The sequence below is a fragment of the Corynebacterium casei LMG S-19264 genome (assembly GCF_000550785.1).
Taxonomy (GTDB): Bacteria; Actinomycetota; Actinomycetes; order Mycobacteriales; family Mycobacteriaceae; genus Corynebacterium; species Corynebacterium casei.
On sequence record NZ_CP004350.1, the window covers coordinates 2,120,557 to 2,145,464 of the forward strand.

Below are 24,908 nucleotides of genomic sequence, written 5' to 3' on the forward strand. Positions count from 1 at the left end.
ACACCCGCTGCGGTGAACCAAACGGTTCGCTACAGCGGGTGTTGTGCTTTAATTGTCAACCATGAGCAGCGATGCATTATTAGTGGTGGGACTGGGTAATCCGGGGCCGAAGTACGAACGCACCCGGCACAATATTGGCTTTGAAGCAGCCCAAGAATTAGTAGAACGTCACTTTGGCAGGTTCTCTGCGCACAAGCGCACCAATGCTGAGGTCGCAGCGCTCAACATCGGCGGACGCAGGGTCATCGTCGCGAAACCGCGCACCTTCATGAATGTCTCGGGCGGTGCGGTCAAAGCGCTGGCGAACTATTTCAAGATCTCCCCCGCCAACATTGTGGTCATCCACGATGAGTTGGACATGGACTTCGGCGAAGTCCGCATGCGCTTGGGCGGCGGCGACCACGGGCACAATGGCCTGCGCGATACCACGAAGGCGCTGGGCACCAAGGACTACCACCGGCTTTCCTGCGGGATTGGCCGCCCTCCGGGACGCATGGCGCCGGCAGCATACGTCCTAAAGCCCTTTGCCAGGAAGGAATTGGATGAGCTGCCCATCATCTGCGCTGACGCCGCCGACCTTATTGAACAAATCTAAAGAGAACGCGCCTGTGAACTACTAAGGTGGTTGGTTATGAGACTCGCTACCGTAAAGACTGCTTTTGGAACCACTGCCGTACGCCTGGAGGGCGAAGCAACCTCGCTAATGTCCTCAACCATGCTCACCGGAATCGAGCTGGACTTCGACGATGTCGGTGCACTGCTGCGCAGCGGCGACTGGTCCAAGGCGGCTGAGCTTTCTGGTGAGCCCATGGTCTTCGCCACTGAGGACCTCGCTCCGGTGGTGCCGCAGCCGGAAAAGATTATCTGTGTTGGCTTGAATTATGCCAAACACATTCGCGAAATGAACCGCGAATTCCCGGAGCACCCCACCCTGTTTATCAAGTTTGCGGACGCGCTGACGGGTCCTTATGATGACGTCTTCATCCCCGAATATGGCACCGCGAAGTTGGATTATGAAGGGGAGCTGGCGGTGGTCATCGGCAAGCGTGCGCACCGCGTCGCCGAAGATGAAGCGCTTGATTTTGTTGCCGGATACGCGATTATGAATGACTACACCCTGCGCGATATTCAGCGCCAGACCAGCCAGTTCCACGCCGGCAAGTCCTTCTACCGCACCGCGGGCTTCGGGCCTTGGCTAACAACCGCCGATGAATGGTCCCCCGGCAATCATGCCCGCGTGCGCACCACGCTCGACGGCGAGGTGAAGCAGGACGATGACACCGATGACCTGATTTTCTCCGTGGCCAAGCTTATCGAATTCTGTTCATCGCTGTACCCGCTCAACCCCGGCGATGTCATTGTTACTGGCACCCCGGAAGGCGTGGGTTTTGCGCGCGATGAGTTCATCCAAGACGGACAGACCGTGCGCATCGAAATCGAAGGCCTGGGCCACATTGAAAACACCACGCACTATGGTGAGCCAGTATCCAGCACCGGCTGTGGCCCGAACTGCTCCTGCCACAGCTAGAGAACGCTTTTAAAAGTCTTCTCTAGCTGTGCGGCGAGTTGCCGTCTGTCTCAGGCTCTTCTGCCCTGCAGTCCCGCTCATCTTCATCCGCGCCGCGCTCCTGCTCCGCTGCGGTGCGGGTTGTCACCGGCACCTTCGCGCGTTGCTTTTCCTGCCACGCCCGCTTGGTTTCTTCGGACTTCTTGTAGTTGCGCAGCGCCAAAAGTCCCACCACGATGCCGATGAGGATGGGTACCCAAATCTTGCTGTAATCCAGCAGCAGCTCCACCCAGGCGGGTAATTCCGGCAGGTTGATATCAATGTTGATATTCGGGGTGGGTAGCTGAATCTGCGGCAGACTCGGCGTGGGCAGCTCTATCTGTGGGAACGCCGGCAGCGACGGCAGCGACGGCAGAGTGATGTCAAAGTCCGGCAGGAATGATAGCAGCCATTTTACAAATCTTGACACCAGCGGTGCCAGAATGATGACGGCAATAGCCCAGCCGCCTTTGCCCAAGCCAGCCAAGATGGGAAAGCCCACGCGCTTGAGTGTGCTGGATTCCATGGCATCGCGCCGCTTTTCGCCGCGGCTGCCCGCTGGCGGATCGAACAGGACGATGTCACTGCCTTGACGAAACTCCACCTCCAGCACGTCATTGAACAGGTTAGACGTGACCTTCAAATGTGGCTTTGCGCGGTCCAGCCCGGCGTTTTCTGCCGTGAGTTTGTCTTCTTCGACCGAGTCTTTGAGCAGATAGCGCGCACTGCTGATGGTGCGCAGCCGGTGCAGGACCTTGCCGTTGAGCAGAATCCGCGCGCGCACCGGCGGGTTTGTAAACAGCGCCGAGAAGCGCTCCTTCAATCCTGACTCCGCCGTGACCGGCGTGATCTCTTCATCATCCTCCGGCTGCTCAGGCCAAGCCGGGTCAAGCGCTAAGAATTCCGAGTCATAGCCAACTTCTAGCTCAATGAGCCCAAGCTCCGGGTGATTAAGCGCCCACTTCTCCACGCTTCACCTCCTCGGGAAGGGCATCTTCAGAGGCATCCTCTGAGTCATCATCTTCATCCAGGTCCAATTTTCCCGCGCCAGTGAGCAGCGTGCCCAGACCGGCAAGCAGCGCGAAGCCCGCGGTGTAGAGAAAGAGTCCTTCTTGGAAATACAGCGCGCGGGAGACCATAAAAGCAATGCCAACGGCGACTGGGAACCACCAGGTGGGTTTGTGAATGGCGCCGAACCATAGGCCACCGCCGAGGGTGAGTACGAAGAAGATGCCCAGCACGGTCCAGCCGGCAGAAGCTGCCGGGGCGAAAAGTGCAACGAGATAAGGCGAAACCAACATGGCCACGATGCACAGTACGAACGGGATGAAAGCTAGTTTTGAGTCTTCGGTTGGGGCGTCGTGTTCTTCGGATACTTCTGGCGTGGTCTCACTCATGTCTTTGTATTTTACATTTGAAACCATTTGTCAACAGTACATCCCCTAGCTGGAATGAGCACAACAAAGCCCCAACCGTAATAAAGCCGACTGGGGCAAGGTGGTGAAAGCTTAAAGCAGTTTAAAGCTCAGATGGCTCCACGCGGGTTGGAAGAACCTTCGGGCGCGCACCCGCAATGTCTTCAACAATGCGGATCACCTGGTTGGAGTAGCCGTACTCATTGTCATACCAGACGTAGAGCACCAGGTGCTTGCCAGATGCGATGGTGGCCAGTCCGTCTACCACGCCGGCGTGGGTGGAGCCCACGAAGTCGCTGGATACGACCTCAGGGGAGGCAATGTAAGACACCTGCTGGCGCAAGTTGGAGTGTAGGGAAACATCACGCAGGAAGTTGTTAACCTCATCCACGTCAGCTTCCTGGGACAGCTCCAGGTTCAACACGGCCATGGAAACATTCGGGGTTGGTACGCGGATTGCGTTGCCGGTAAGCTTGCCCTCGAACTCTGGGAGAGCCTTGGACACGGCCTTTGCAGCGCCGGTTTCAGTCAGAACCATGTTCAAACCAGCAGCGCGGCCACGGCGGTCGCCCTTGTGGTAGTTGTCAATCAGGTTCTGGTCATTGGTGAAAGAGTGCGCGGTCTCCACGTGGCCGTGCACAACACCGTAGCGGTCATTGATGACCTTCAGAACTGGGGTAATGCCGTTGGTGGTACAAGACGCAGCGGACAGAATCTGGTCTTCTGCGGACATGTCCTGGTGGTTGATGCCGTAGACAATGTTTTTGACATCGCCCTTGCCCGGTGCGGTGAGCAGCACGTTGGAGATGCCCTTGGACTTCAGGTGCTGGCTCAGGCCCTCACGGTCACGCCAGACACCGGTGTTGTCCACCAGGACTGCGTTGTCAATGCCGTAGGAGGTGTAGTCAATATCTGCCGGGTCGTTGGCGTAGATCATTTGAATCTTGGTGCCGTTGGCCCAGATAACTTCATTGGCTTCATCAACTTCGATGGTGCCGTTGAATGCACCGTGCACGGAGTCGCGGCGCAGCAGGGATGCACGCTTGTGAATATCCTCAGCGCCCTTCTTACGCACGACGATGCCGCGCAGACGAACGCCGCCGTAGGCAGCCTCACGGGAGATCAGGATGCGGGCAAGCAGGCGGCCGATGCGGCCAAAGCCGTAGAGCACGACGTCGCGGGACTCGTTTTCGGTGGCGCCGCCGACTACTTCTTCGAGCTCGGATTCGAGGTATGCACGCAGGTCATCGGTGCCGGATGCGCGGAAGCCTTCTGCCAAACGGCCCATGTCGATGGACGCAGTACCAAGGTTCATGTCAGCCAGTTCGCGCAGGATTGGCAGGGTCTCTGCAGTGCCGAGGTCGCGGTTAATCAGGCGACGGGCGTAGCGGTGAGACTTGATGATGTCGATGTCGGTGACACCAACGAGTAGGCGACCAAAAATGGAGGTCACAACATTGTTGTTGCGGTGCAACTGGTAGATGAGTGGGATCATCTCCTGAGCGGCTTTGACGCGCTCGTTCCAGTTCTCAAATTCAGGTGCGGACTCAGTCACGAAATCATTCCTTTGCGCATTGCGAGCACTTGCTGTGCCTTTATGTAAACGGCGTGGGGGTATCAACCACAAATATTAGCAACAACTATTTTTGCTTTTCCCAAAGGCGTTGCAAAACACTGGCCACAGTACCCCCGAATATGCGGTGCGCCTCAATTCCCACCAGACAGTAGGCAACATCTTCGTCGCCTTGTGCCCGGCGCGCTTTAAAGATTTGGTTGAGGTACGGGTAGATGGCGGGGCTGTCAGGGTGGTTTCGTGTGTAGGGGGATTCCAGGCCGCGGGCGTAGCGGCCGGAGAACGCACGGGTGCTTGTCGATGTTTCGCTCTCCCCCGTTTCATTATTCTTCACCTGGTTAATCCGGGCACGGTTAACCAGGCTGGTTCCGGCTTCCTCGGTGAGCAGGAATGCGCTGCCGCACGATACTGCTTTGACACCTTGCCAGGACAACGCTTCGCGGATTTCTTCTTCCGTGCGCAGCCCACCCGCGGCAATCAACGGCAGATCGGTGACCTCAGCTATGGCGTGGACCAGCTCAGCAAGCGGCCGTTGGTTGGGCTCTGCGGTGGGATCCCATACGCCGCGGTGCCCACCGGCTTCAGGTGCTTGCACACACAGCGCATCCACGCCTTCTGCCGCAGCGGCTTGCGCTTCCTCCTCGGTGGTAACCGTTGTCCACGCCTCTACCCCGGCCGCATGCAGGCGTTCTACCTCTTGCTCGGTAAAGGTTCCGAACATGGACCACACCAACTTCGGATTTGCGCTCAACGCCAGCTCGAGCGTTTCATCCCAGCCGTTGGAAAAGTCCGTCGGCTGAAGCTCCACGCCTTCCTGCGCTGCAATCGCCTCGGCTGCCTTTAGAGCATCGGTGCTCAGCTCCGGCTGCTTGGCAAAGAGGTTGATGCCAAAGATGGGCGCGGTGACATCGGCAAGCTCTGCCTGTGCCCCCTCAACAGATATGGTGCCCCACGCTAAAGTACCCACCGTGCCGGCTGCCGACGCCTCATTGACCAACTGCGGCGTCGTCGGCCCGCCTGCCATCGGCGCGGGAAGGATCGGGACGTTTAAAAAATCAAGAACACGGCTCATGACTGCCACCCTAATGCGGATTCGGACATCTCCGGGTGTGAATCAAGCTACTATTTGCTTCAAATATCTCGTTTCAGGTTGCCCGTTTCTCTCAGCAAAGGTGTGTGAATTTAACCCATGCGCTTTCTTGTCACTGCCTACTTCTTATTGTCACTGTGCGGCACGATGACCTCGGTGGCTATTTCGCTGCATTTCGCGGCGCATGATGGCGGTGCTGCGCTGATTTCGGCCATTTTGGTCTCAAGTGCCTGCGCCCAGATTTTTATTGCACCGCTGTTGGCACCGGTGTTTGATAGATTTTCCGCTCGAAGCATCGCCATCGCGGCCACCGTCTGCGAAGTGGTGCTGTTGGGAATCATCTTGGTTGTGCCCATCGCACCGGTGCTCATTGGTGTCAGCTTATTATCGTCCGCTCTGGCAGGGCTTTCCATACCTGCCTTGTTTACGATTGCCGATGAATACGGTGATAAGAAGAATCAGGCCGCGACTTTTTCGATGCTGGACACGGCGCGGTTAGTGGGATCTTTTGTTGGCCCCGTACTCAGCGGGCTGCTGCTTGATATCTGGTCACTGCGCGCGGCTATTTCTGTTGAAATCGCTGCGAACCTTATCGCGCTGGCAATCCTGCTGGTACTAAAACAGGCAAGCTCGGCGCCTGAGAGTGATGACGATCCTAAAACCCAAAGTTTCCTCGCTCGGGTCCTGGAGGCGCCCGCCCTGCTGTTGCGAAATGAACAATCGCGCGCAGCATTGATGAGCATCTGGGCGGCGATTATCTTCACCTCAGTATTCAGCGTCGCCCTGGTGTTTTACGCCGTGGATGTTCTTGGCGCTGGCGGTCTTGGTTACGCATTTCTCATGCAGGCTTTTGTGGTCGGTCGTATTCTTGGTGCACGGCGTTCAAAGACGATTGCCCCGCCGCGGGCGCTCGCAGTCCTCACAGTGTGCGGCATCATCATGGGAATCAGCATTGCGCTGACTGGTATTCTGCACAACCTGATTGTGGCAATTACGTGCTTCTTCATCGCGGGAATCTGCAATGCACTGCAAGTCGCTGCCCTTCGCTTAGTTATTACCTCCGCAGTGCCAGCAGAGATACAGCCTAAGGCACTGTCTTCCATGGGTTCGGTCAATACTTCAGCGATGCTCGTGGGTTATATCATCGGCGCGCCGATTGTCACCGCTGCTGGTCCGGCCCTAGCTTTGATGATTTCAGGTGTCGGCACAGCACTGTTGACGGTCCTTTCGCCACTAGTGCGAAACCTTCGCTCACGGCTTTAAACATATTGGGAAGCTCAATATGTAAGACTTGAAAGCGTGAATTTCTTTAAGAATCTTCTTGACCGTTTCCGCTCCGGCGCAGCTTCCACTGCATCTAATGCTTCATCTAAAGGAGCCAAGAGCTCTGCTGCGCCGAAGTATTTCGAGTTGCCGGCGGAAGCCGATTGGGTTGTTGTCGGGTTAGGAAACCCCGGCGCAAGGTATGCGGCTACCCGCCACAATGTGGGCTACATGGCAGTCGATGACCTGTTGGCTGAAACTGGCGAGCTATTACAGCCTGTTAAAGGCCACAAGGTGCATGCCGCCACCTTAGAAATGGATGGGCAGAAGGTCTTGATTGCCCGCACCACTACTTTTATGAATCTTTCCGGCGACCCCATCGCACCAATTGCGCAGGCTCTGAATGTTCCGGCGGCGCGCATCATCGCTATCCATGATGAGCTGGATTTGCCGGAGAATAAGATTCGTTTGAAGCTCGGCGGCAACGAAAATGGGCACAACGGCCTAAAGTCGCTGTCGCAGAATCTAGACACGCGTGATTATGTGCGCGTACGGATTGGTATTGCGCGTCCACCGAAGGGTTCTTCCATCCCTGATTATGTTCTGGGCCCAGTCAACGCCGGTGCGGGTTTTGATGATGGCATTGCGCTAGCTGCGCAATCGGTGAAAGAAATCATTGCTTCTGGCTTGAATAAGGCCCAAAATACGATTCACAGCAAAGGCTAAGCCGACGCCCATTTAAGAGCCGGACGCACTATTTAAGGTAAATGCTATGTCTAAAACCAATGTCATAACCGGCGCATCCGACGGACTCGGCGCGGCCGCCGCCAGGCTCCTGCACGCCACCCGTCCCGAAGACCGCTTGGTCATTGTGGGCCGTAATCCGGAAAAGACCCGCGCGGTGGCGCGTGAGCTGGGCGTGCCGTTCCACACCGCTGACTTTGCTGAGTTAGACCAGGTGCGCGAATTGGCTACTGAGCTTCAGAAACTCGGACCGATTGATGGCTTGGCCAACAACGCCGGCGGGCTCTTTGACACCGCGGTGCGCACGATTGACGGTTTCGAGCGCACGTGGCAAGTCAACGTCGTGGCACCGTTTCTGCTCACCGGGTTGCTGAAGGATCAGCTGCGCGGCCCCGACTCCGTGGTGGTTAATACCTCGTCGATAGCTGCGAACCTGTTTTCGCGATTTGATCCCCAAGACCCCAACACCTTTGAGAAATTCTCCCCTGCCCGCGCCTACGGCAACGCGAAGTTGGGTGATGACTTGCTCAGCCGCTACCTCCACGACCACCGCATCAATTCCGTGGCCTTTCACCCTGGCGTGCTGTCCACGAATTTTTCCAAGACATCGCAGTCCTTTATGGGAACGATTTATAACTTCGCGCCGGTGGCATCACGCATGGGTACGCCGTCACAAGGCGGCGAACGCCTGGTGCATTTCCTCACCGGAGTCAAGGGAATCCACTACCAATCGGGCGAGTTTTATCTCAAGCCCTACCAGGTTGGTCGTGGAGGAAAACGCGACAAGGACCGTGAGCTCGCGCACGAGGTCTTTGACCAGTTAGGGCGAGAGCTGGATGTATCACTAGACTAAACAGTCATGAGTATTGCTGCTGAGGCTGCGCGCCGCCGTACGTTTGCCGTCATTGCCCACCCAGACGCTGGTAAGTCCACGCTGACTGAGGCATTGGCGCTGCATGCGCACGTTATTAATGAGGCCGGCGCGGTCCACGGCAAGTCTGGACGCAAGTCCACTGTCTCTGACTGGATGGAAATGGAAAAGGACCGCGGTATTTCCGTGGCGTCTTCTGCTCTGCAGTTTGAGTACGCGCCAGAGGGTCATGAGGGCGAGCCTTACATGATCAACTTGGTTGATACCCCGGGTCACGCGGACTTCTCTGAAGATACTTACCGTGTGCTGACGGCGGTGGATGCCGCAGTCATGCTTATTGATGCCGCGAAGGGCCTCGAGCCACAGACCCTGAAGCTGTTCCGCGTGTGTAAGGCTCGTGGTTTGCCGATTGTCACGGTGATTAACAAGTGGGACCGCGTGGGCCGAGAGCCATTAGAGCTTGTCGATGAAATCGTTAACGAAATCGAGCTACAGCCCACCCCGTTGTACTGGCCAGTTGGTATCGCGGGTGATTTCCGTGGTTTGGCGCACATAAACGATGATGGCGAGGCCGATAACTATATCCACTTCATCCGCACCGCTGGTGGTTCTACCATCGCCCCTGAGGAGCACTTTAGCCCTGCTGATGCTGCAGAAAAGGAAGAGGACACGTGGGTGACCGCGGTGGAAGAAGCCGAGCTTCTTGCTGCCGATGGCGCCGTGCACGACCAAGAATTATTTGAGCAGTGTGTGACTTCCCCACTGATTTTCGCGTCTGCGATGCTGAACTTTGGTGTGCATCAGATTCTGGACACACTGTGCGAGATTGCTCCGGCTCCCCGCTCACGTGATTCTGACGCCAAGGCAGTCGAGACTTCTACCACCGCCATTGATGAAGTTCGTGAAGTCACCGACGAATTCGCTGGCGTCGTGTTCAAAGTGCAGGCGGGTATGGACCGCAAGCACCGCGACAACCTGGCATTCATGCGTATTGTCTCCGGCCAATTTGAGCGCGGCATGCAGGTCAACCACGCGCAGTCCGGGCGTACCTTCTCCACGAAGTACGCACTGACCGTGTTTGGCCGCACCCGTGACACCGTGGATGTTGCTTACCCTGGCGATATTGTCGGTCTGGTCAACGCTGGTTCTTTGGCACCTGGTGACACTATTTACGCGGGCAAGAAGGTGCAATTCGCACCGATGCCTCAGTTCGCCCCAGAAGCATTCCGCATTCTGCGCGCGCAGTCTTTGGGCAAGTACAAGGCCTTCCGCAAGGGCTTGGAGCAGCTGTCTGCCGAGGGCGTGGTGCAGATTCTGCGCAACGATCTCCGTGGCGACGCCGCCCCAGTCATGGCCGCTGTTGGCCCGATGCAGTTCGAGGTCATGCAGGCGCGCATGGAGCTGGAATACAACGTGGAGACCGTCACCGAGCCAATCCCTTACTCGGTTGCACGTCGCACCGACGCCGAGTCCGCCCCAGAGCTGGGCCGCCAGCGCGGCGTAGAAATCTTCACCCGCGATGACGGCGAAATCATCGCCCTGTTCGGCGACAAGTGGAAGCTCGCCTTCGTGGAGAAAGAACACCCTGAGCTGACTATCGAAACCCTCGTCGCCGACTAGGACGCTGATTGGCTACCCCGTAGCCAATCCTTGAGAATCAATACGAACGATAGCGCGGTGCAGACTAAAGCGGCATATCCGTAGAGCTCTGCACGTGCGACTTTCGAGTCAACGAAGGCTGCCGGGACGGCATCTGCATCACCGACGGCTTGGCCCAAGGTGTAGACGCCGTTGAGCACACCCACTAGGCATGCCAATGCGATACCAAGAAGCACGATTAACACTATTTGAGTGGGTGTTAGTTTCTTGCGGGTTTTCATTATTTCCCCCGATTTCTTCCACATTGGAATTAGTTGGGATTAGTTGACAATGGCCTCAACCCTATCATAAGAATTTCTAGCGAAACCTATGGAAATCTCTGGCTAAAAACTCAACATTAAGGAACTTTAATGCGGGTCTGAGCTGCATAAATAGCAGATCCGACAGTCTTTGCTCGGGAAATTGGATTGCGGACATCATATAGTTCGACCTGTAGCCAAAAGCGCTAGCTACACCACCGGATCCACTGCCCCAAACGTTTTCCAAAAACGGCGAACGTTTCCTACTCAGACAGGAGAGCTTCCATGAACATTCAAGCAATCATCGCGTCGATTCTCGCCGCGGTCACTGGCTTCGCAGGCGGCGTTGCGCCGACCTCTTCCCTCCCGAACATTCCATTCATCTCCGATTGGGATGATGACTGGGACGACCGCTGGGACGACGACGATGACGATGACTGGGATGATGACGACTGGGACGACGACGATTGGGATGATGACTGGGACGATTAATCCCAGGGTTCGCCTCACCGAAATCCTCAAAGCTTTAGCCGCACGTGTGCAAACAGGTGCGGCTAAAGCTTTTGCTATTACACTCGCGGACATGGAAAATTCCGCGATTATTGACGCCGTTGAACAAGACCGCGTGAATGAGGTCCGCGAACTCATCGAGGAATACCTGGAGTGGATGATTTCTACCCATCCAGAGCCGCAGAAAGTTCGTGAGGTGTTGGCATCACAAGGCACCGACTCCGAGCTGGCCGACCTGGCTGGCCATTATGAACGCATCGGGCTAGCAACCGTCGATGACGCTCCAGCAGGCTGCATCATGTACAAGCCTTTGAGCGAGACCACCGCCGAATTCAAGCGCCTGTATGTGCGCCCTACCGGTCGCGGGCACGGATTTGGCCGCCGCCTGGTAGAAATCACCATCGGCGCCATCAAAGAAGCCGGTTATAAGGAGGTAGTCCTCGATTCCGATCCGAAGCTCGCCACCGCCATCGCCATGTATGGGCGCATGGGCTTTGAATACATCAAGCCTTACAACGACAACCCGGCGCAAGATGCCGTATTCATGCGCATGAAGCTCTAGCTATACCGGTACAAATTATTAGCCGCCGAGGAATTCTTTCCAGGCAGGCCACTCGGAGTACATCTGCTGCTTTCCTGCTTGATAGTTGGCGCGCAGTTTCATCACGTTGCGCTCGGTCGAGGCGACCTGCATGTTCTCGGGGAAGAAAAGCTGGGCTTTTCCTTGCTGCTCTAGCTCCAGCAGGCGCTGTTTCGAAGCGTTGTATTTTGCCGGGCGGCTAATCATCGCCTCGGCAACGCTTGGGTACTTGCGGAAGAAGCCGCGCACACCAGCCTTGCGCTTGACCTCGGGACGGATAAAGCCACGCGGCTTTGTGCCCACGAAGAGGAACTTCTGGAAGCCTGCTTTTTCGGCTTCCTCAATGACGATACCGCCGGAATCACCCATCGCGCCGTCCACGAAAGGCACGCCATCAATGTGTCGCATGGGCATGATTAACGGCAACGTGGACGAAGCACGCACGCGCATCAAGAGGTCTTCTACCTGCTTGATGTCATCGCGTGTCCACACCACGGTCTCCCCCGTCAGTGCATTGACGGCAGACAGGTTGAGCGGTGCCGGATTGTTGGAAAAGCCTTCAAAATCAAAAGGCAGGTCCTGGTCGGCCGCCTTTTCATAAATAAACTCCGCGTTGAAATAGCCTGTACCGCGCATCATGGAGCTAAGTCCGCCGAAGCTGGGGTTCTTGGCAAAATCCACGAAGCTTTCCACCGCACGGAAGCTGTCCAAGGACAAGAAATTCACCGCGTGCGAAGCCCCCGCGGAGACACCGCCAACCCAGCCGAACTCCACGCCTTGGTCAATCAAGGTCTTTACACACGCCGCGGTATAAGAATTGCGCATCCCGCCGCCTTCAAAGATCACCGCGGTGTCATGCGCGCTGATTCCTTTACCGGTCGAATCATTTGGTGAGGCATCAAAAGGCTGCGGCTGGAAAGTCATACCGGCCGATTCTACCGTTTAGGTGCGGTGCGGGGCGGCGGGAGTACGACTAAGCAAATGCGATGCGAACCTGTCTGTAGACCTAAGATTTATACGCGCTGGGATTATTGCGGCCGGAAATTGTACGTTCTTTTGGTTGAAATTATCCCATCCAACTAGCCAATGAGTGTGAGCTGTGTTACTAATGAATATATGGCACATCACACAACTTCATCCGTTGCTCCATCCCCGATAGACATTGCCCCAGCCATCACCTCCAAGATCTCCCGTGATACTTTCTCCGTCTTCGACGTGATGACTGGGAAGATGGTTCGTTCCGGCTTCGCCTTCGCCATCGACCCCGACCCGGTGTACAAGTCCAAGGAAGCAACGGAACATGAAGTCACGATTGCCCTGGGGCTCGCCCGGCGCGACGGCGCCTCCTACATGGCCATCTGCCCACGCTTTGACAGCTCCTTAGATTATGTCTGCGTCTCTTTGACCGAGCGCCGCGAAGAAGCCATCGAGGCAACTTTCTCCACTGGCTACTCCTCCTATTTCAACGCCACCACGCGCCGGACGGACACCATTCGCCATAATTTCACCGACGAGTAACTACGCTGGTCTGCATGGGTTTAAAAGATCTGTGGGACAAAATCACCGGCAACACCGGGCCGAAACTGACAACGGCTTCTGGTGAGGTTGCGCGCTTTCCAGTGGAGCATCTTGACGTTTCCACGGCGGAGGCCATGGTCATCGTGGAGCTTCTTGCCGCTGACATGGATAAAGTGCTTGGAATTCTTGCCTCTTCTGCGCCCGGTGCGCTGGCCACAGACTCCACCACGGTAATTTTTGTCCCCACCGACCGCGAAGTCCTGCCCGTCAAAGATCCGAAGAAGGGCTGGATTTTGCCTTTAAGCTCTGAAGTAGCCGATAAACTCGGCCGCACACCCGGTGATTATGAGATCAATCAGCAGATAGCCTTCGTGGTCATCTAAATAGCCGCCTAGACAGTCATCTAGTTCGTAGAAGGAGCAGCATTTATGTCCCACACCTCATCGCCGCTGATTTTGCCGTTTCAAGGCAAGACGCCGAAGATTCATCGCAGCGCCTGGATTGCGCCGAATGCGACGATCATTGGTGATGTGGAGATTGGACCGGATGCCTCAGTGTTTTATGGCGTGGTGCTGCGCGGGGACACTAACAAGATCACCATCGGAGCGCGCTGCAACATCCAGGACAATTCTGTCTTTCACTGCGATGCGGATGCGCCGGCCACCTTGGAAGATGATGTCACCATCGGGCACATGGCGTTGGTACATGGCGCTTATGTGGAGGCGGGCTCTTTGATTGGCATGCACGCGGCACTATTGTCGCGTTCCCGTATTGGCGCGGGCTCTCTTATTGCCGGCAGTGCGCTGGTGCTAGAGGGTCAGGACATCCCGGCGCGCAGTTTAGCGGCCGGTGTACCGGCGAAGGTTCGCCGGGAGTTAAGCCCAGAGGAGTCCGCGGCGTTTATCCCGCATGCGGCACGGTATGTGGATTTTTCCAAGAACCAAGCCGGCGCGGGTGAAGCGCTGAGCTTAGACGATGTCTTATTTGAGTAGCTTCAGCGCACTGGAGCTTTGCTGATTAGAGATTCAGCACGCCCATGACAATAAGGACCACGCCGACCAAGTAGCCGCCGGCTTTAGATACTTGTTCTTTGTTCTCACGCGCGCGGGCAAACAATTGCCCGGCCGCCGATTGCGGCTTGGTGCGAACGTAGCCAATGAAGGCTGCGACCAGGATTGGCAACGATAATGCCAAGGTGGCGTAGATGACCAGCCCGCCGTAGCGCACCCAGGCGTTGAATCCGCCGGCAACCAGGTGCAGCAGGCCGGCAAAGAATGGTCCGGAGGTGACCGACTGGGCAAGGCCCAGGATGAAGCCGGTGAGGAATGTCAGCGGCGTTGGAGTCTGAAGGGGTTTAAGGATCTTGTCCACCAGCGCGTTGGACTCCCCCGGGCGCGAGCGCCACGCCATCACAATGCCGGCGAAGCCCAAGATGATCAGCAAGATTCCCAGCAGCGGGGAATCCAAGAAGGCGTCAACATATTCCTTGAGGCTGTCAAAGATAAACATTGACAGGACCGACAGCGCGAAGACGCCGAACCAGTCGCCGGCAATGAGCAGCGGAGTGACGGTTTTGTACTTGCCGCGCGGCAGCATGACGCCAAGCGCAACCACCACGCCAATTAATAAGGCATTGATGGAATCAAGCAAGGCGAAGCTAACGGCATGAAGCATGACGGCAAGTCTACCGACTGCCCAGCGTGAGATTGAAACGGACATATGGATCTGACTGTGGCGGCATCAGCAAGCACAATGCATAGGAGAACCAAGAGAGTGCCGTCACACAATGGCTGCATGTGTGCATCTTCCACAAATAATTGCACCCACAATGCAAACTTGCATACACTGTGCAATGTTTGAAATGTTTCGAAGCTGACTAAAGAAAGCTGGACTATGTCGAAGGTCTTATATCGACTGGGGCGCTGGTCATACACCAAGGTGTGGCCATTCATCGCGTTCTGGATCATCCTGCTCGTTGCCATGGGTGGGCTGGCCGCGCAATTTGCCAAGCCCGCCAACCCCTCATTCGCCATGCCGCCGATGGACTCCACCACCACCCAAGAAGAGATGGCGGAGCGCTTTGGCGATGACTCTGACTACATGTCGGATCCATCCGGCACCATCGTCATCGAAGCCCCTGAAGGCACCACTTTGACAGAACCTGAGGTCATGGCGGAAGTTGATACTTTCGTTGAAGACCTCAAGGCCACCGGCGTCTTGGCGGACCAAGATGCAATTGTTAACCCAGTGATGGCGTCCATGGGAATGCAACAGCAAATGGGTGAGCAGATGGCCGCCCAGGGCATGCCGCAAGAGCAAATTGATGCGAACATCCAGGCACTATCCCCGCTGTCCGAAGATGAGCGCACCGGCACCATCAGCGTTGCTTTCGACGCCGAGGGCGTAACGGACATTGCGCCGGAAGACCGCGAGGCAATCACCAGCCTGGTCAACGAATTTGATGAAGGAGACTTCACCGCGAAGTACTCCGGCAATGCATTTTCCACCATGAGCGAAGGCCTGGACATGTCGGCTGAGGTCATCGGCTTGATCGTCGCCGGCATTGTCCTTCTCATCACCTTTGGCTCCATGGTTGCTGCTGGTATGCCACTGATTTCGGCTGTTATCGGCGTGGGCGTTGGCCTGCTCGGCGTGCAGCTGTCCACCATATTTACCGACTCCGTGGCTGAAATGACCCCAATGTTGGCGTCCATGATTGGCCTGGCCGTGGGCATTGACTACGCACTATTTATTGTCGCGCGTTTCCGCAACCAGCTAATCACCAGCTCTGGCCTCAATGACCTCTCCCCGAAGGAATTCGCGGCGGAGCTGAAGAAAATGGACAAGGAAACCCGCGCGCATGCCATGGGTATGGCTACCGGTACCGCGGGTTCCTCCGTGGTCTTCGCCGGTATCACCGTGGTTATCGCGCTGGCAGCGCTGACCATCATCGGCATTCCGTTCCTGTCCACCATGGCTATTGCGGCAGCAGCTACCGTTACTATCGCCGTGCTCGTCGCGCTGACCTTCATCCCAGGTCTGCTTGGTCTGCTGGGCACCAAGATTTTCGCTGGTCGCGTTCCAGGGCCAAAGGTTCCGGACCCAGAAGATGAAAAGCCAACCGTGGGCTTGAAGTGGGTGCGCCAGATACGCAAGCACCCAGTGGTTTCTTTGGTCGCAGGCATCCTTATCTTGGGTATCGCAGCAATTCCGGCCGCACAGATGCGCTTGGCCATGCCTACTGATGGCATGTCCGCACAAGGCACCCCGCAGCGCGAGTCCTATGACATGATCGATGAGGCCTTCGGCCCAGGCCGCAACGCACCAATGGTCGCTTTCGTGGACGTCGCAGATGTGGCAGAGCAAGAGCGCATGCCAGCTATCCAGGACATCCTCACTGATTTCCAGGCCACCGAAGGCGTGGTCAACGCCCAGATTATTGCCACAACCGACAACATGGACGCAGCCCAGGTCATGATCACCCCAACCACGGGCGCAACCGATGAAGAAACCACGCAGACCCTGGAGGCACTGCGCTCCCACCAGGCTGAATTCACCGATACCGCCGGTGGCACGTATGGCATCACCGGTATCACCCCGATCTTCGATGACATTTCTGAGCGTCTCTCGGATGTTCTGGTGCCTTATATCGCCATCGTCTTGGTGCTGGCGTTCATTGTTTTGCTCTTGGTCTTCCGTTCTATCTGGGTGCCGCTGATTGCGGCAGGCGGTTTCGCACTCTCGATGGCGGCCGCCTTCGGTGTGACCGTCGGCATCTTCCAAGAAGGCATGTTCGGCATCATCACCGACACCCAGCCGTTGCTGTCCTTCTTGCCGATTATGCTCATCGGCCTGACCTTCGGCCTGGCCATGGATTACCAGGTCTTCCTGGTCACCCGTATGCGCGAAGGCTATGTACACGGCAAGACCGCCGCGAATGCCACATCGAATGGCTTCAAGCACGGTGCCCGCGTGGTCACGGCAGCAGCCATCATTATGATTTCGGTGTTCGCCGCATTCATGCTTATCGATGAACCATTCATCCGCACCATGGGCTTCGCCCTCGCAGTCGGTGTCGCGTTCGATGCTTTCATCGTCCGCATGCTGATCATTCCGGCCACCATGTTCCTGTTGGGCGACAAGGCTTGGTGGATTCCGAAGTGGCTGGATAAGATTCTGCCGAACATGGATATTGAAGGCACCGCTTTAACCGACCATGAAGCGGAGCTACGGAAAGCACAATCTTCTGCAGATGCAGAAACTGCAGATTCTGAATCCGTGAAGGTTTAGGATCAAGTATCTAGAGAGTTAAAAGTAGGAGGAACACGGTCAATGGCTAGTTTGAGAGAAAGCAAGAAACTGGCCACCCGCCGTGCCATTTCAGAAGCTGCCGCGCGAATCCTTTTGCGCGAGGGCTTCGAAGGCCTCACCATTGTGCTGGTTGCCAAAGAGTCAGGCGTTTCGGTTCGTACCTTCCACAACTACTTCCCCAGCATCGATGAAGCACTGTTCCAATTCTGTGTGGACACCATTGATGACTTCGTGCCGGTGATTGAAACCTACCCAGAGGGTATGACGATCACGGAAGTCTTTGAAGACATCGCCGTTGAAGCAATCGTCAAAGAAGGCAGCGAGTTCCGCTCCATTGCCACGCTGTTTCAAATTCAGGAACACATGCTGGCACGCAAGCGGTTTATCCCGCATCATGAGGAAGTTATCAAGGTGCTGGTCAAGTTCCAGGATTCTTTTGCGCGGCGTTATCCAGAGATGGATAATTTTGAGGTCGCGCTCAGCTTGCAGGTCGGTGCAGCCACAATCGTGTGGGGCGCTTCCGAGCTAGCACGGCTGAAGGTTGAATCCCCCCACGAGCTTGCCACTGAAGCAGACAAAGAAGCCTACATCCGCAGGGCTTTCACCACGTTGAGGGCTATTAGATAACTAACAGATAGCTCAATAACCCCCGACCCAACAGGAAAACTGTTGGAGTCGGGGGTATTGTCGTTCAAAGGGCACTTTGGATAAAGTGCCAATTCTTGTCCGCGAATTTAAATGGAGTTCAAAGTGAAAGTTGCGATTCTCGGTGGCGACGGTTTTTGTGGCTGGCCTGCCTCGTTGTATCTGTCCGACAAAGGACACGATGTCATAATCATCGACAATCTTTCACGACGCGCAATCGACGAAGAACTGGGCGCAGACTCCTTGACCCCCATCTCCGATATTGATACTCGTATCGCTGCGTGGGAAGAAGTCTCCGGCAAGACCATTGGTTTTGAAAACATCGATGTAGCGCAGGACTACGACGGCCTGTTGGACTTCATCAACACCCAACGTCCCGACGCCATCGTTCACTTTGCGGAACAGCGTGCGGCTCCTTATTCCATGAAGAACTCACGCAACAAGCGCTACACCGTAGACAACAACATCAACGCCACCCACAATCTGTTGGCGGCAATTGTGGAATCCGGCCAGGACATCCACGTGGCCCACCTGGGCACCATGGGTGTCTACGGCTACGGCACCGCCGGCATGAAGATCCCAGAGGGCTACCTGGACATCCAGGTCAACCTACCGGAGGGCGGCCAGGTTGATCAGTCCATCCTGTACCCATCAAATCCGGGCTCGGTTTACCACATGACCAAGGTGCTGGATCAGCACCTGTTTGCGTACTACGCCAAGAATGATGAACTGCGTATTACTGACCTGCACCAGGGCATCATCTGGGGCACCCACACCGATCAGACCATCAAAGATGAGCGCCTAATCAACCGCTTCGACTATGACGGTGACTACGGCACGGTTCTCAACCGCTTCCTCATCCAGGCTGGCATTGGTTACCCAATGACCGTGCACGGCACTGGTGGACAAACCCGCGCGTTCATCCACATCCGCGACATGGTGCGTTGTATCGAGCTGGCGTTGGACAACGCTCCAGCAAAGGGCGACCGCGTCAAGATCATCAACCAGATGACAGAGACCCACCGCGTACGTGATTTGGCTGAGCTCATCGCCGAGATTTCTTCCGCCGAGGTGGCTTACGTGCCAAACCCACGCAAGGAATCAGCAGAAAATGATCTGCACGTGCACAATGACACCTTCTTGGAATTGGGTCTCGAGCCAACCACCTTGTCCGAAGGTCTGTTGCAGGAAGTCGAAGATGTCGCGCGCAAGTACGCTGACCGCGTGGACCGCTCAAAGATCCCCGCGCAGTCTTTGTGGACTTCGGCGCAGCAGGCAGGCGTGCCTGAACAGCAAGAGTCTGCGCGTGTGGCAGCAGGATCAGGACTGTCTGAAAGCGCCTAGAACACGTGCGTATTGCGATAGTCACTGAGGTTTTCCTGCCCAAAATCGACGGTGTGGTCACTCGTCTGACCCGAACGTTGGACCAGCTCGCGGAGATGGGCCACGAGGTTGTCATCTTCGCCCCTGGTAATCCGCCTGAATCCTATGCAGGATTTAAGGTGTACAGTCTGCCGTCTTTTGCTTTTCCGGTCTATCCGGAAATCAAGTTTGCGGTACCACCCATTAAGTTCTGGAAGCGCATGCGCGATTTTGATCCGGATGTCATCCATGCCGTCAATCCCATCTGGTCCGCGGCACTTGGTGTATTCGCGGCGAAGCGCGATGCCTATCCCCTGGTCTGCAGCTACCACACCAACGTGCCCGATTACGTCGATGCACTCGGCATTGGTTGGACTCGCGGCATGGCCACGGGTGCTATTCGCTACCTGCACAATCAGGCCCAGGTGAATCTGTGCACCTCGGATCCGATGATTGAAAAGGCCACCGACATGGGCATTGAAAGGCTCACGCTGTGGCCAAAGGCCGTGGATACCGTGGGCTACCACCCTGCCAAAGCAACGCCCAAGGCGCGCAACCTGCTGACTAATAATCACCCGGATTCGCCCCTGGTGTCTTATATCGGCCGCATTTCGCGGGAAAAAGACCTGGAGCGTTTAAACAACGTGATGCAGATTGTGCGCAAGCACGTTCCTGGCACACGCCTTGGCATTGTCGGCGGCGGTCCGTATTTGGAAGAGCTGCAGAAGTCTTTCGATGACAGCTTCACCACCTTCACCGGCTACCTTTCCGGCGAGGACCTCGCAGCCGCTTTCGCCAGCGGCGACGTGTTTGTCTTCCCGTCCAAGACGGAGACACTCGGTCTAGTTGCCTTAGAGTCTTTCGCTTCCGGTGTGCCGGTAGTGGGCACGAACGCGGGCGGTATCCCCTTCGTCATCGATGAAGGCGAAACCGGGCACCTCATTGCCGAGGACGGAACGGATGAAGATTGGGCGCAGGCGATTATCGGGCTTCTGCAGGATTCTGAGCGCCGCGCACAGATGGGCGATAACGCGCGTAAGGAAGCAGAGCGATATTCCTGGCGCGAGTCCACTGAAGCACTCGTTGCGGCGTATGAAAAGGCAATTGGGTAGATCTACCAAGTAGACTGCTAGCCATGAATCTGACGCAGCCGAAGACGATCCGGGACCTCGCCGCCGACGGTCTTTTCATAGCTCACGAGCAAGATTTCCTCATGAGCCGCTTAGAAGACTCCGTCAGGGGCTTTACTGGAACTGAGATCAATTTCCAGAACAGCCCCGAGCCTGAGGCCAAACCTGCGGCCGTCGAGGCTGAGGCAGCTGACCTCCCCGTGCAGGTCCGGTTCTATTCCAATTCCGGCGCTTTAGATCTCATCGGCAAGCGCATTGCTGTGCTCAAAGACGGGCAATGGACCTGGTCCACATCCCACGATGGCAGCCCAGCGATTCCTGAGCTTAACGGTGCACAACCAGCTTCTGAGGTTATTCTCGCCGCGGCCCGCGCGCTCGAGAGCGGCAACAGCATCTTGATTGCCAATCAATCAGACGGCTCCAAGGCAGCCATCTCCGTCGATATCGCCACAGCCAACCCAGCCAAAGGTTCCGTCACCGTTCCCTCAGCTACCCAAATTCCTTTTGAAAAGGTACTCATTGAAAGCATCGGGGATCCGCTGGTTAGCGGGCTCAATGAGGTTCGCGCTGTCACCGCCTTTGCCCATTTACGGGGACTAAGCATTGAAGAAGCGGACCACGGCCTGCGCATTCATGGCGCGGACCAGGCAACCGACGCACACGTGGACCTGATTGTGCATTTCCTTGATGAGCGCATCAGCTCGCTGTCTGCCCCGAACGCACCGGGCTTTAACTGGCAATTAGAAGACATCAGCGCCGATGGTTATTTCTGCGCCATTGAGCACGCCATGTGGTTTAGCGCGAACTATCCCAAAGCAGCGCAAGAACATGTACCCATCAACCTCGAATCTGGCCACGTGCTCATTGATAAGGGCGCACACATTGAAGCAAACGCGGTCATTATCGCCACCGTCAACGAGGGCGTGTTCACCTGGGCGTGGGCTGATTCGCAGTTGGCTAAGCTGCGCTGGCAGACCCCAGCTAACCGGTTACGTCAATTTGGCATCGATAAGCTTGTGCCCGCTTTGGTACGCCAAAGCCTTCCTGCCGACACCGCGCGCGAGCTAGCCCTCCCCCAGGCTGCCATGCCGATTTTGAATATGTGGAAGGTGGTTACGGTTCACCTCAACGAAGACACCACAGGCATTGCTCTTATCGATGCCCCCGAATTGCAACTGCCTGCCCTCAGCCCAGCCGTTGAATCTGCTGTCCTGCAATATGGCCCACCGGCGCACATCAATTCCAACCGTGCTTTTGAGGCCTACCAGGCCATGCGCGGTGCCCATCGCGCTGAGGTGCCCAGCCGCTAAAGAGTTCCTAGAGCGTTCCTAGAGCGTCGCGATGATGAGCACTGCAACCAGGATGACTGGCAGGCCGAGTAGCGCACCCATCGCGACCCAAGAGCCTTTGTGCGCCATGTTGAATGTGCTGTTGAGATCGCGGTGCACCATCATGTTGGGGTCTTCCGGGTTGTAGTAGAACATTCCCCACTTCATGTGCTTGCTTATTTTGGGATCTGGATATTGCTCATCAACCCATCTTTGGACCCCTGCCATCTGCCACAGCAAGGCCACCACCACGAGGATTAAGCCGACGATGAGGAGTGGCGAGAATATCTCCACCGTTGTGATGGAGAAATACATGCTCACCACGATGATCAGGTTGAGAACGAACATCCACAGCCCCAGGGGCTTGAGCATGGAATTTGTCATTGCCCGCGAGCGCGCGATCTTCCAGTCCTCGCCCCGTAAATGCTTGGCATGCTGGTGCATAAATGCGAAAGAACCAGCAACCGTTGCCGTGAAAATTAATGTGGGCAGTCCAAACATGAAGATCATTTGCTGCCACGTCTTCTCCGTGAAGGCATCCGCTTCCCCACGCGCATTCCAATGCGAAGGGAATGGATCTGGTATCTCTTCCCAGTTGAAATACACAGCTAGAAGCGCAAATCCGCCCGTGGCCAGAATCAGCCATACCCAAATCCAGGGTGGATTCTTCAGCTCGGGCATCTGCGGTTCACGGTGTAGGGCCATGGCTTGAGCCTATCAAATGAGCCCTAGATCTTTAGGGCCTCGTGGATGGCGTCTAGGTCGACCTCAGCGGTATCCGCTGGGTTGAAGGCGGCGTCACGGGTCTTTTCCACCAGCACGGCGCGCACGCCCTCGATGAAATCATCGCGGGAGCGGATGTAGCGGCCCAAGGATTCTTCGCGCTTGAGTGCCTCAACGATGTCGTCTTCTTTCGCGTGGGCTTCAAACAGCTCATTGGAGGCAACAACTGAGGTTGGGCATGCCGATGCCAAGTACTCTGCGGTCTGGTTCGCAAAGTCTTTATCCGCAGCCTTCAATGCCTCTTGGATTTCTGCCCAGGTTGCGCGGTTGAAGGTGGATTCGATGTGCTCGATAACGCTGGCCAACGGTGCTTCCTCTTCTGGCACATAGGAGTGCTTTTCCAAGGCAGCCTCGACGCCGTGGGCGATGATTGCCTCTAGAATCTCGTCTGCGTCCTTGACCACGTGCGTTGCCGCACCAGACCAGAGCATGTCTGCGGCGTACATGCGGTAGCCGGTAATAGACCAGTACTTAGCCAAGGCCGTGGAAGACTTCCCGCGAGTGCCCACCATGCGTTGCGCGGCGTGGGAAACACCCACGTCAGTGAAGTAGCCAATGGACATCTCTGGCATGGATGCAAAGGCATTTTCTGTCACCACGCGGTGCGAGCCATGGATGGAAATGCCCAGTCCACCGCCCATGACCACACCATTAATGATGGCGATTAGCGGTTTGGTGCAATTAGAAAGCTCACCGTTGACCGTGTACTCACTGGCGAAGAAATCATCCACGACACCTGCGTTGCCATCGACGATGTTGTCGCGCGCATAGCGCACGTCACCGCCGGCACAGAATGCCTTTGGGTTGGTGGTGTACAACACGATCTGGTCGATGGAATCATCGTTTTCCCAGGCCCGGACAGCATCCCCGATGATGTCAATCATCTCTGGAGTCAGCGAGTTCAGCGCCTTGGGGCGGTTCAATTCGATGAGTCCGGTACGCTGGCGAACTGACGTAAGTACAGGTGCGGTTGATTCAGCAGTTTCAGTCATGCACCCCAGTTTTACACAAGTATCGAGGTTTTTCTCATGGTTTATCCGCGACTCATCGCCCTAGACATGGACGGCACTTTGTTAGATGGCGAGAGTAAGGTGCCAGAAGATTTCTGGCCGCTGCTCAAGCGCGCGGAGGAGCTCGGTGTAGTTATCGCTCCGGCCTCGGGCCGCCAGCTAGCCACTTTGCAAGACCAGTTTGGCGATGACCTTTCATATATCGCCGAAAATGGCACCGCGATTGCGCACCAGGGCAAGATCATTGACGTTTCCGTGCTTCCCGATGACGCTGTGTACCGCATTCTTGATGCACTGCAGTCCGTCACTGTTGAGCACGATGTGGTGCTGTGCACCCCAACCGTCGGCTACGTCTCCGAGGACGCCAACCCGGATACTTTCACCCAGTTGGAGAAGTACTACTACTCGCGTGAAAGCGTTGCTGAGCTGCGCTCAATGGTTGAAGGCTCTGACATCATCAAGGTGGCGATCTATTGCGCTGCTGGTTCGGAAGAGTTCATCGCTCCGGTTATCTTTGAAGCTATCCCCGACCACAACGTTGCTGTATCCGGCCAAGCCTGGGTGGATATCATGCCCGCCGGAGCGAATAAGGGCGCGGCCCTTCATCACATGGCTGAGAAACTCGGAATCAGCATCGAGGAAACCGCAGCCTTCGGTGACTACCTCAATGACTTTGAGCTCCTGCAAGAAGCCGGCACCGCAGTTGCGATGGACAACGCTCACCCGAAGCTGAAAGAAATCGCCGACCTCATCGCACCTTCCAACCTCGACCACGGTGTAATTACTGTTCTCACCGAATGGTTCGACAAGATGCAAGCTGAAGTCGAAACCCAGCGGGCGAATAGGTAGGCACACATACGCTCAGGCACCCAACTTGAGGTGAATATAATAACTGGATAAAACAACAGCCCGCTGCTATGAAGACCTGATTTCTTCAGGTTCTTGTTATAGCAGCGGGCTTGTTTGATTCTAGCCAGTTGGTTATTCCAACTGACTAGGCTAGTGGACTAGTCGACCTTGAACTCGGCCATCTTGTCCCACTCGGTCTTGCCGTCAATCTTGAAGTTGATGATGTCCGGAGTTTCGAGCAGGTACTGAGGGAATTCCTTGCAGGAGCGCTCAAAGTGCTCGCTTTGAACGTGGGTTACATCCTCGCCGTCCTTGTATGCCTCTACGAGGAGGAAGCGCTGGGAATCTTCAGGGTCGCGGAACCACTTGAATTCCAAGCAACCTGGCTCAGCGTTGCAGGCTTCGGTGTACCAGTTGATGTCATCGAGGAAGGTATCAGCGTACTCGGGCTTTACGTGAAATTTAACGTTAATGAAGATCAT

27 protein-coding genes are annotated in these 24,908 nt (G+C 56.1%); 17 read left to right on the forward strand and 10 right to left on the reverse strand.

The window, feature by feature from the left end; all coding sequences use genetic code 11:
* Positions 1 to 61 precede the first annotated feature (61 nt).
* Complete coding sequence (gene pth, locus CCASEI_RS09705) at positions 62 to 595, forward strand: aminoacyl-tRNA hydrolase (RefSeq protein WP_025387854.1); 534 nt, start codon at positions 62 to 64, stop codon at positions 593 to 595.
* A gap of 36 nt (positions 596 to 631) precedes the next feature.
* A complete protein-coding gene (locus tag CCASEI_RS09710) occupies positions 632 to 1,528 on the forward strand; it encodes a fumarylacetoacetate hydrolase family protein (protein ID WP_025387855.1) in 897 nt (298 codons plus the stop codon).
* Between the two features lie 22 nt (positions 1,529 to 1,550).
* On the opposite strand, the gene CCASEI_RS09715 is transcribed toward CCASEI_RS09710, so the two are convergent.
* From CCASEI_RS09715 to CCASEI_RS09730, 4 genes are all read right to left on the reverse strand, one after another.
* Positions 1,551 to 2,516, reverse strand: coding sequence for a hypothetical protein (locus CCASEI_RS09715; RefSeq protein WP_025387856.1), 966 nt, complete (start codon positions 2,514 to 2,516; stop codon positions 1,551 to 1,553).
* Positions 2,497 to 2,943 carry a hypothetical protein gene (locus CCASEI_RS09720; RefSeq protein ID WP_038575155.1) on the reverse strand — a complete coding sequence of 149 codons (447 nt, stop codon included), beginning with the start codon at positions 2,941 to 2,943 and terminating at the stop codon, positions 2,497 to 2,499. Before CCASEI_RS09720 ends, CCASEI_RS09715 begins: the two co-directional genes overlap by 20 nt.
* Before the next feature lie 121 nt (positions 2,944 to 3,064).
* Positions 3,065 to 4,516 (reverse strand): glyceraldehyde-3-phosphate dehydrogenase, encoded by a 1,452-nt coding sequence (locus CCASEI_RS09725; protein WP_025387858.1) that lies wholly within the window; start codon positions 4,514 to 4,516, stop codon positions 3,065 to 3,067.
* An 85-nt stretch (positions 4,517 to 4,601) separates the two neighbouring features.
* A complete protein-coding gene (locus CCASEI_RS09730) occupies positions 4,602 to 5,606 on the reverse strand; it encodes a nitronate monooxygenase (protein ID WP_025387859.1) in 1,005 nt (334 codons plus the stop codon).
* Positions 5,607 to 5,723: 117 nt separating this feature from the next.
* On the opposite strand from CCASEI_RS09730, the gene CCASEI_RS09735 reads away from it, so the two are divergent.
* From CCASEI_RS09735 to CCASEI_RS09750, 4 genes are read left to right on the forward strand one after another with little or no spacing between them, the layout of a single operon-like run.
* Entirely contained in the window at positions 5,724 to 6,887 is a 1,164-nt protein-coding gene (locus CCASEI_RS09735) for an MFS transporter (protein WP_081748488.1), read from the forward strand.
* Positions 6,888 to 6,923: 36 nt separating this feature from the next.
* On the forward strand, positions 6,924 to 7,613 hold the full coding sequence (gene pth, locus CCASEI_RS09740) for an aminoacyl-tRNA hydrolase (RefSeq protein ID WP_025387861.1): 690 nt from the start codon (positions 6,924 to 6,926) through the stop codon (positions 7,611 to 7,613).
* A 46-nt stretch (positions 7,614 to 7,659) separates the two neighbouring features.
* A complete protein-coding gene (locus tag CCASEI_RS09745) occupies positions 7,660 to 8,484 on the forward strand; it encodes an SDR family NAD(P)-dependent oxidoreductase (protein ID WP_025387862.1) in 825 nt (274 codons plus the stop codon).
* Positions 8,485 to 8,490: 6 nt separating this feature from the next.
* The gene (locus tag CCASEI_RS09750) at positions 8,491 to 10,122 is read left to right on the forward strand and encodes a peptide chain release factor 3 (RefSeq protein ID WP_025387863.1); all 1,632 of its coding nucleotides are present in this window, start codon (positions 8,491 to 8,493) and stop codon (positions 10,120 to 10,122) included.
* On the opposite strand, the gene CCASEI_RS09755 is transcribed toward CCASEI_RS09750, so the two are convergent.
* Positions 10,119 to 10,337 (reverse strand): hypothetical protein, encoded by a 219-nt coding sequence (locus tag CCASEI_RS09755; protein ID WP_006822741.1) that lies wholly within the window; start codon positions 10,335 to 10,337, stop codon positions 10,119 to 10,121. The genes CCASEI_RS09750 and CCASEI_RS09755 overlap by 4 nt on opposite strands.
* Before the next feature lie 348 nt (positions 10,338 to 10,685).
* On the opposite strand from CCASEI_RS09755, the gene CCASEI_RS09760 reads away from it, so the two are divergent.
* Both CCASEI_RS09760 and CCASEI_RS09765 read left to right on the forward strand, forming a co-directional pair.
* On the forward strand, positions 10,686 to 10,892 hold the full coding sequence (locus CCASEI_RS09760; protein ID WP_025387865.1) for a hypothetical protein: 207 nt from the start codon (positions 10,686 to 10,688) through the stop codon (positions 10,890 to 10,892).
* A gap of 91 nt (positions 10,893 to 10,983) precedes the next feature.
* On the forward strand, positions 10,984 to 11,472 hold the full coding sequence (locus tag CCASEI_RS09765) for a GNAT family N-acetyltransferase (protein ID WP_025387866.1): 489 nt from the start codon (positions 10,984 to 10,986) through the stop codon (positions 11,470 to 11,472).
* 18 nt (positions 11,473 to 11,490) lie between these two features.
* On the opposite strand, the gene CCASEI_RS09770 is transcribed toward CCASEI_RS09765, so the two are convergent.
* A complete protein-coding gene (locus CCASEI_RS09770; protein WP_006822738.1) occupies positions 11,491 to 12,414 on the reverse strand; it encodes a patatin-like phospholipase family protein in 924 nt (307 codons plus the stop codon).
* Between the two features lie 192 nt (positions 12,415 to 12,606).
* Between CCASEI_RS09770 and CCASEI_RS09775 the strand changes: the two genes are divergently transcribed.
* From CCASEI_RS09775 to CCASEI_RS09785, 3 genes are read left to right on the forward strand one after another with little or no spacing between them, the layout of a single operon-like run.
* The gene (locus tag CCASEI_RS09775; protein ID WP_025387868.1) at positions 12,607 to 13,008 is read left to right on the forward strand and encodes a hypothetical protein; all 402 of its coding nucleotides are present in this window, start codon (positions 12,607 to 12,609) and stop codon (positions 13,006 to 13,008) included.
* Between the two features lie 14 nt (positions 13,009 to 13,022).
* Positions 13,023 to 13,391 (forward strand): hypothetical protein, encoded by a 369-nt coding sequence (locus CCASEI_RS09780; protein WP_006822736.1) that lies wholly within the window; start codon positions 13,023 to 13,025, stop codon positions 13,389 to 13,391.
* Positions 13,392 to 13,436: 45 nt separating this feature from the next.
* The gene (locus tag CCASEI_RS09785) at positions 13,437 to 14,000 is read left to right on the forward strand and encodes a gamma carbonic anhydrase family protein (protein ID WP_006822735.1); all 564 of its coding nucleotides are present in this window, start codon (positions 13,437 to 13,439) and stop codon (positions 13,998 to 14,000) included.
* A 25-nt stretch (positions 14,001 to 14,025) separates the two neighbouring features.
* Here CCASEI_RS09785 and CCASEI_RS09790 read toward each other — a convergent pair whose 3' ends face one another.
* On the reverse strand, positions 14,026 to 14,682 hold the full coding sequence (locus CCASEI_RS09790; protein WP_025387869.1) for a membrane protein: 657 nt from the start codon (positions 14,680 to 14,682) through the stop codon (positions 14,026 to 14,028).
* Between the two features lie 219 nt (positions 14,683 to 14,901).
* Here CCASEI_RS09790 and CCASEI_RS09795 point away from each other — a divergent pair, with 219 nt between their 5' ends.
* The 5 genes from CCASEI_RS09795 to CCASEI_RS09815 all read left to right on the forward strand — a co-directional run bounded on the left by CCASEI_RS09795 (position 14,902) and on the right by CCASEI_RS09815 (position 21,766).
* Entirely contained in the window at positions 14,902 to 17,298 is a 2,397-nt protein-coding gene (locus tag CCASEI_RS09795; RefSeq protein ID WP_025387870.1) for an MMPL family transporter, read from the forward strand.
* Between the two features lie 42 nt (positions 17,299 to 17,340).
* Positions 17,341 to 17,946, forward strand: coding sequence for a TetR/AcrR family transcriptional regulator (locus tag CCASEI_RS09800; RefSeq protein WP_006822732.1), 606 nt, complete (start codon positions 17,341 to 17,343; stop codon positions 17,944 to 17,946).
* Positions 17,947 to 18,069: 123 nt separating this feature from the next.
* Positions 18,070 to 19,308 carry an NAD-dependent epimerase/dehydratase family protein gene (locus CCASEI_RS09805; RefSeq protein WP_025387871.1) on the forward strand — a complete coding sequence of 413 codons (1,239 nt, stop codon included), beginning with the start codon at positions 18,070 to 18,072 and terminating at the stop codon, positions 19,306 to 19,308.
* Between the two features lie 5 nt (positions 19,309 to 19,313).
* Positions 19,314 to 20,438 carry a glycosyltransferase family 4 protein gene (locus CCASEI_RS09810; RefSeq protein ID WP_025387872.1) on the forward strand — a complete coding sequence of 375 codons (1,125 nt, stop codon included), beginning with the start codon at positions 19,314 to 19,316 and terminating at the stop codon, positions 20,436 to 20,438.
* 23 nt (positions 20,439 to 20,461) lie between these two features.
* On the forward strand, positions 20,462 to 21,766 hold the full coding sequence (locus CCASEI_RS09815) for a DUF6882 domain-containing protein (protein ID WP_025387873.1): 1,305 nt from the start codon (positions 20,462 to 20,464) through the stop codon (positions 21,764 to 21,766).
* A gap of 18 nt (positions 21,767 to 21,784) precedes the next feature.
* On the opposite strand, the gene CCASEI_RS09820 is transcribed toward CCASEI_RS09815, so the two are convergent.
* Positions 21,785 to 22,489 carry a DUF1648 domain-containing protein gene (locus CCASEI_RS09820; RefSeq protein ID WP_025387874.1) on the reverse strand — a complete coding sequence of 235 codons (705 nt, stop codon included), beginning with the start codon at positions 22,487 to 22,489 and terminating at the stop codon, positions 21,785 to 21,787.
* A 23-nt stretch (positions 22,490 to 22,512) separates the two neighbouring features.
* Positions 22,513 to 23,559, reverse strand: a complete 1,047-nt coding sequence (locus CCASEI_RS09825) for a 3-hydroxyisobutyryl-CoA hydrolase (RefSeq protein ID WP_025387875.1) — start codon at positions 23,557 to 23,559, stop codon at positions 22,513 to 22,515.
* 36 nt (positions 23,560 to 23,595) lie between these two features.
* Between CCASEI_RS09825 and CCASEI_RS09830 the strand changes: the two genes are divergently transcribed.
* Positions 23,596 to 24,426, forward strand: coding sequence for a Cof-type HAD-IIB family hydrolase (locus CCASEI_RS09830; RefSeq protein ID WP_025387876.1), 831 nt, complete (start codon positions 23,596 to 23,598; stop codon positions 24,424 to 24,426).
* A 158-nt stretch (positions 24,427 to 24,584) separates the two neighbouring features.
* Here the strand turns inward: CCASEI_RS09830 and CCASEI_RS09835 are convergent, their stop codons facing one another.
* Positions 24,585 to 24,908, reverse strand: a complete 324-nt coding sequence (locus CCASEI_RS09835; RefSeq protein ID WP_006822725.1) for a putative quinol monooxygenase — start codon at positions 24,906 to 24,908, stop codon at positions 24,585 to 24,587.

Excerpts from the sequence above, each read along its gene's own strand:
- CCASEI_RS09710 (WP_025387855.1), top strand. The coding sequence starts at position 632 with ATGAGACTCGCTACCGTAAAGACTGCTTTTGGAACCACTGCCGTACGC.
- CCASEI_RS09720 (WP_038575155.1), bottom strand. The coding sequence starts at position 2,943 with ATGAGTGAGACCACGCCAGAAGTATCCGAAGAACACGACGCCCCAACC.
- CCASEI_RS09815 (WP_025387873.1), top strand. The coding sequence starts at position 20,462 with ATGAATCTGACGCAGCCGAAGACGATCCGGGACCTCGCCGCCGACGGT.
- CCASEI_RS09830 (WP_025387876.1), top strand. The coding sequence starts at position 23,596 with ATGGTTTATCCGCGACTCATCGCCCTAGACATGGACGGCACTTTGTTA.
- CCASEI_RS09750 (WP_025387863.1), top strand. The coding sequence starts at position 8,491 with ATGAGTATTGCTGCTGAGGCTGCGCGCCGCCGTACGTTTGCCGTCATT.
- CCASEI_RS09735 (WP_081748488.1), top strand. The coding sequence starts at position 5,724 with ATGCGCTTTCTTGTCACTGCCTACTTCTTATTGTCACTGTGCGGCACG.
- CCASEI_RS09785 (WP_006822735.1), top strand. The coding sequence starts at position 13,437 with ATGTCCCACACCTCATCGCCGCTGATTTTGCCGTTTCAAGGCAAGACG.
- CCASEI_RS09800 (WP_006822732.1), top strand. The coding sequence starts at position 17,341 with ATGGCTAGTTTGAGAGAAAGCAAGAAACTGGCCACCCGCCGTGCCATT.
- CCASEI_RS09775 (WP_025387868.1), top strand. The coding sequence starts at position 12,607 with ATGGCACATCACACAACTTCATCCGTTGCTCCATCCCCGATAGACATT.
- CCASEI_RS09770 (WP_006822738.1), bottom strand. The coding sequence starts at position 12,414 with ATGACTTTCCAGCCGCAGCCTTTTGATGCCTCACCAAATGATTCGACC.
- CCASEI_RS09780 (WP_006822736.1), top strand. The coding sequence starts at position 13,023 with ATGGGTTTAAAAGATCTGTGGGACAAAATCACCGGCAACACCGGGCCG.
- CCASEI_RS09825 (WP_025387875.1), bottom strand. The coding sequence starts at position 23,559 with ATGACTGAAACTGCTGAATCAACCGCACCTGTACTTACGTCAGTTCGC.
- CCASEI_RS09790 (WP_025387869.1), bottom strand. The coding sequence starts at position 14,682 with ATGCTTCATGCCGTTAGCTTCGCCTTGCTTGATTCCATCAATGCCTTA.
- CCASEI_RS09745 (WP_025387862.1), top strand. The coding sequence starts at position 7,660 with ATGTCTAAAACCAATGTCATAACCGGCGCATCCGACGGACTCGGCGCG.
- CCASEI_RS09765 (WP_025387866.1), top strand. The coding sequence starts at position 10,984 with ATGGAAAATTCCGCGATTATTGACGCCGTTGAACAAGACCGCGTGAAT.
- CCASEI_RS09820 (WP_025387874.1), bottom strand. The coding sequence starts at position 22,489 with ATGGCCCTACACCGTGAACCGCAGATGCCCGAGCTGAAGAATCCACCC.
- CCASEI_RS09795 (WP_025387870.1), top strand. The coding sequence starts at position 14,902 with ATGTCGAAGGTCTTATATCGACTGGGGCGCTGGTCATACACCAAGGTG.
- pth (WP_025387854.1), top strand. The coding sequence starts at position 62 with ATGAGCAGCGATGCATTATTAGTGGTGGGACTGGGTAATCCGGGGCCG.
- CCASEI_RS09730 (WP_025387859.1), bottom strand. The coding sequence starts at position 5,606 with ATGAGCCGTGTTCTTGATTTTTTAAACGTCCCGATCCTTCCCGCGCCG.
- CCASEI_RS09835 (WP_006822725.1), bottom strand. The coding sequence starts at position 24,908 with ATGATCTTCATTAACGTTAAATTTCACGTAAAGCCCGAGTACGCTGAT.
- CCASEI_RS09760 (WP_025387865.1), top strand. The coding sequence starts at position 10,686 with ATGAACATTCAAGCAATCATCGCGTCGATTCTCGCCGCGGTCACTGGC.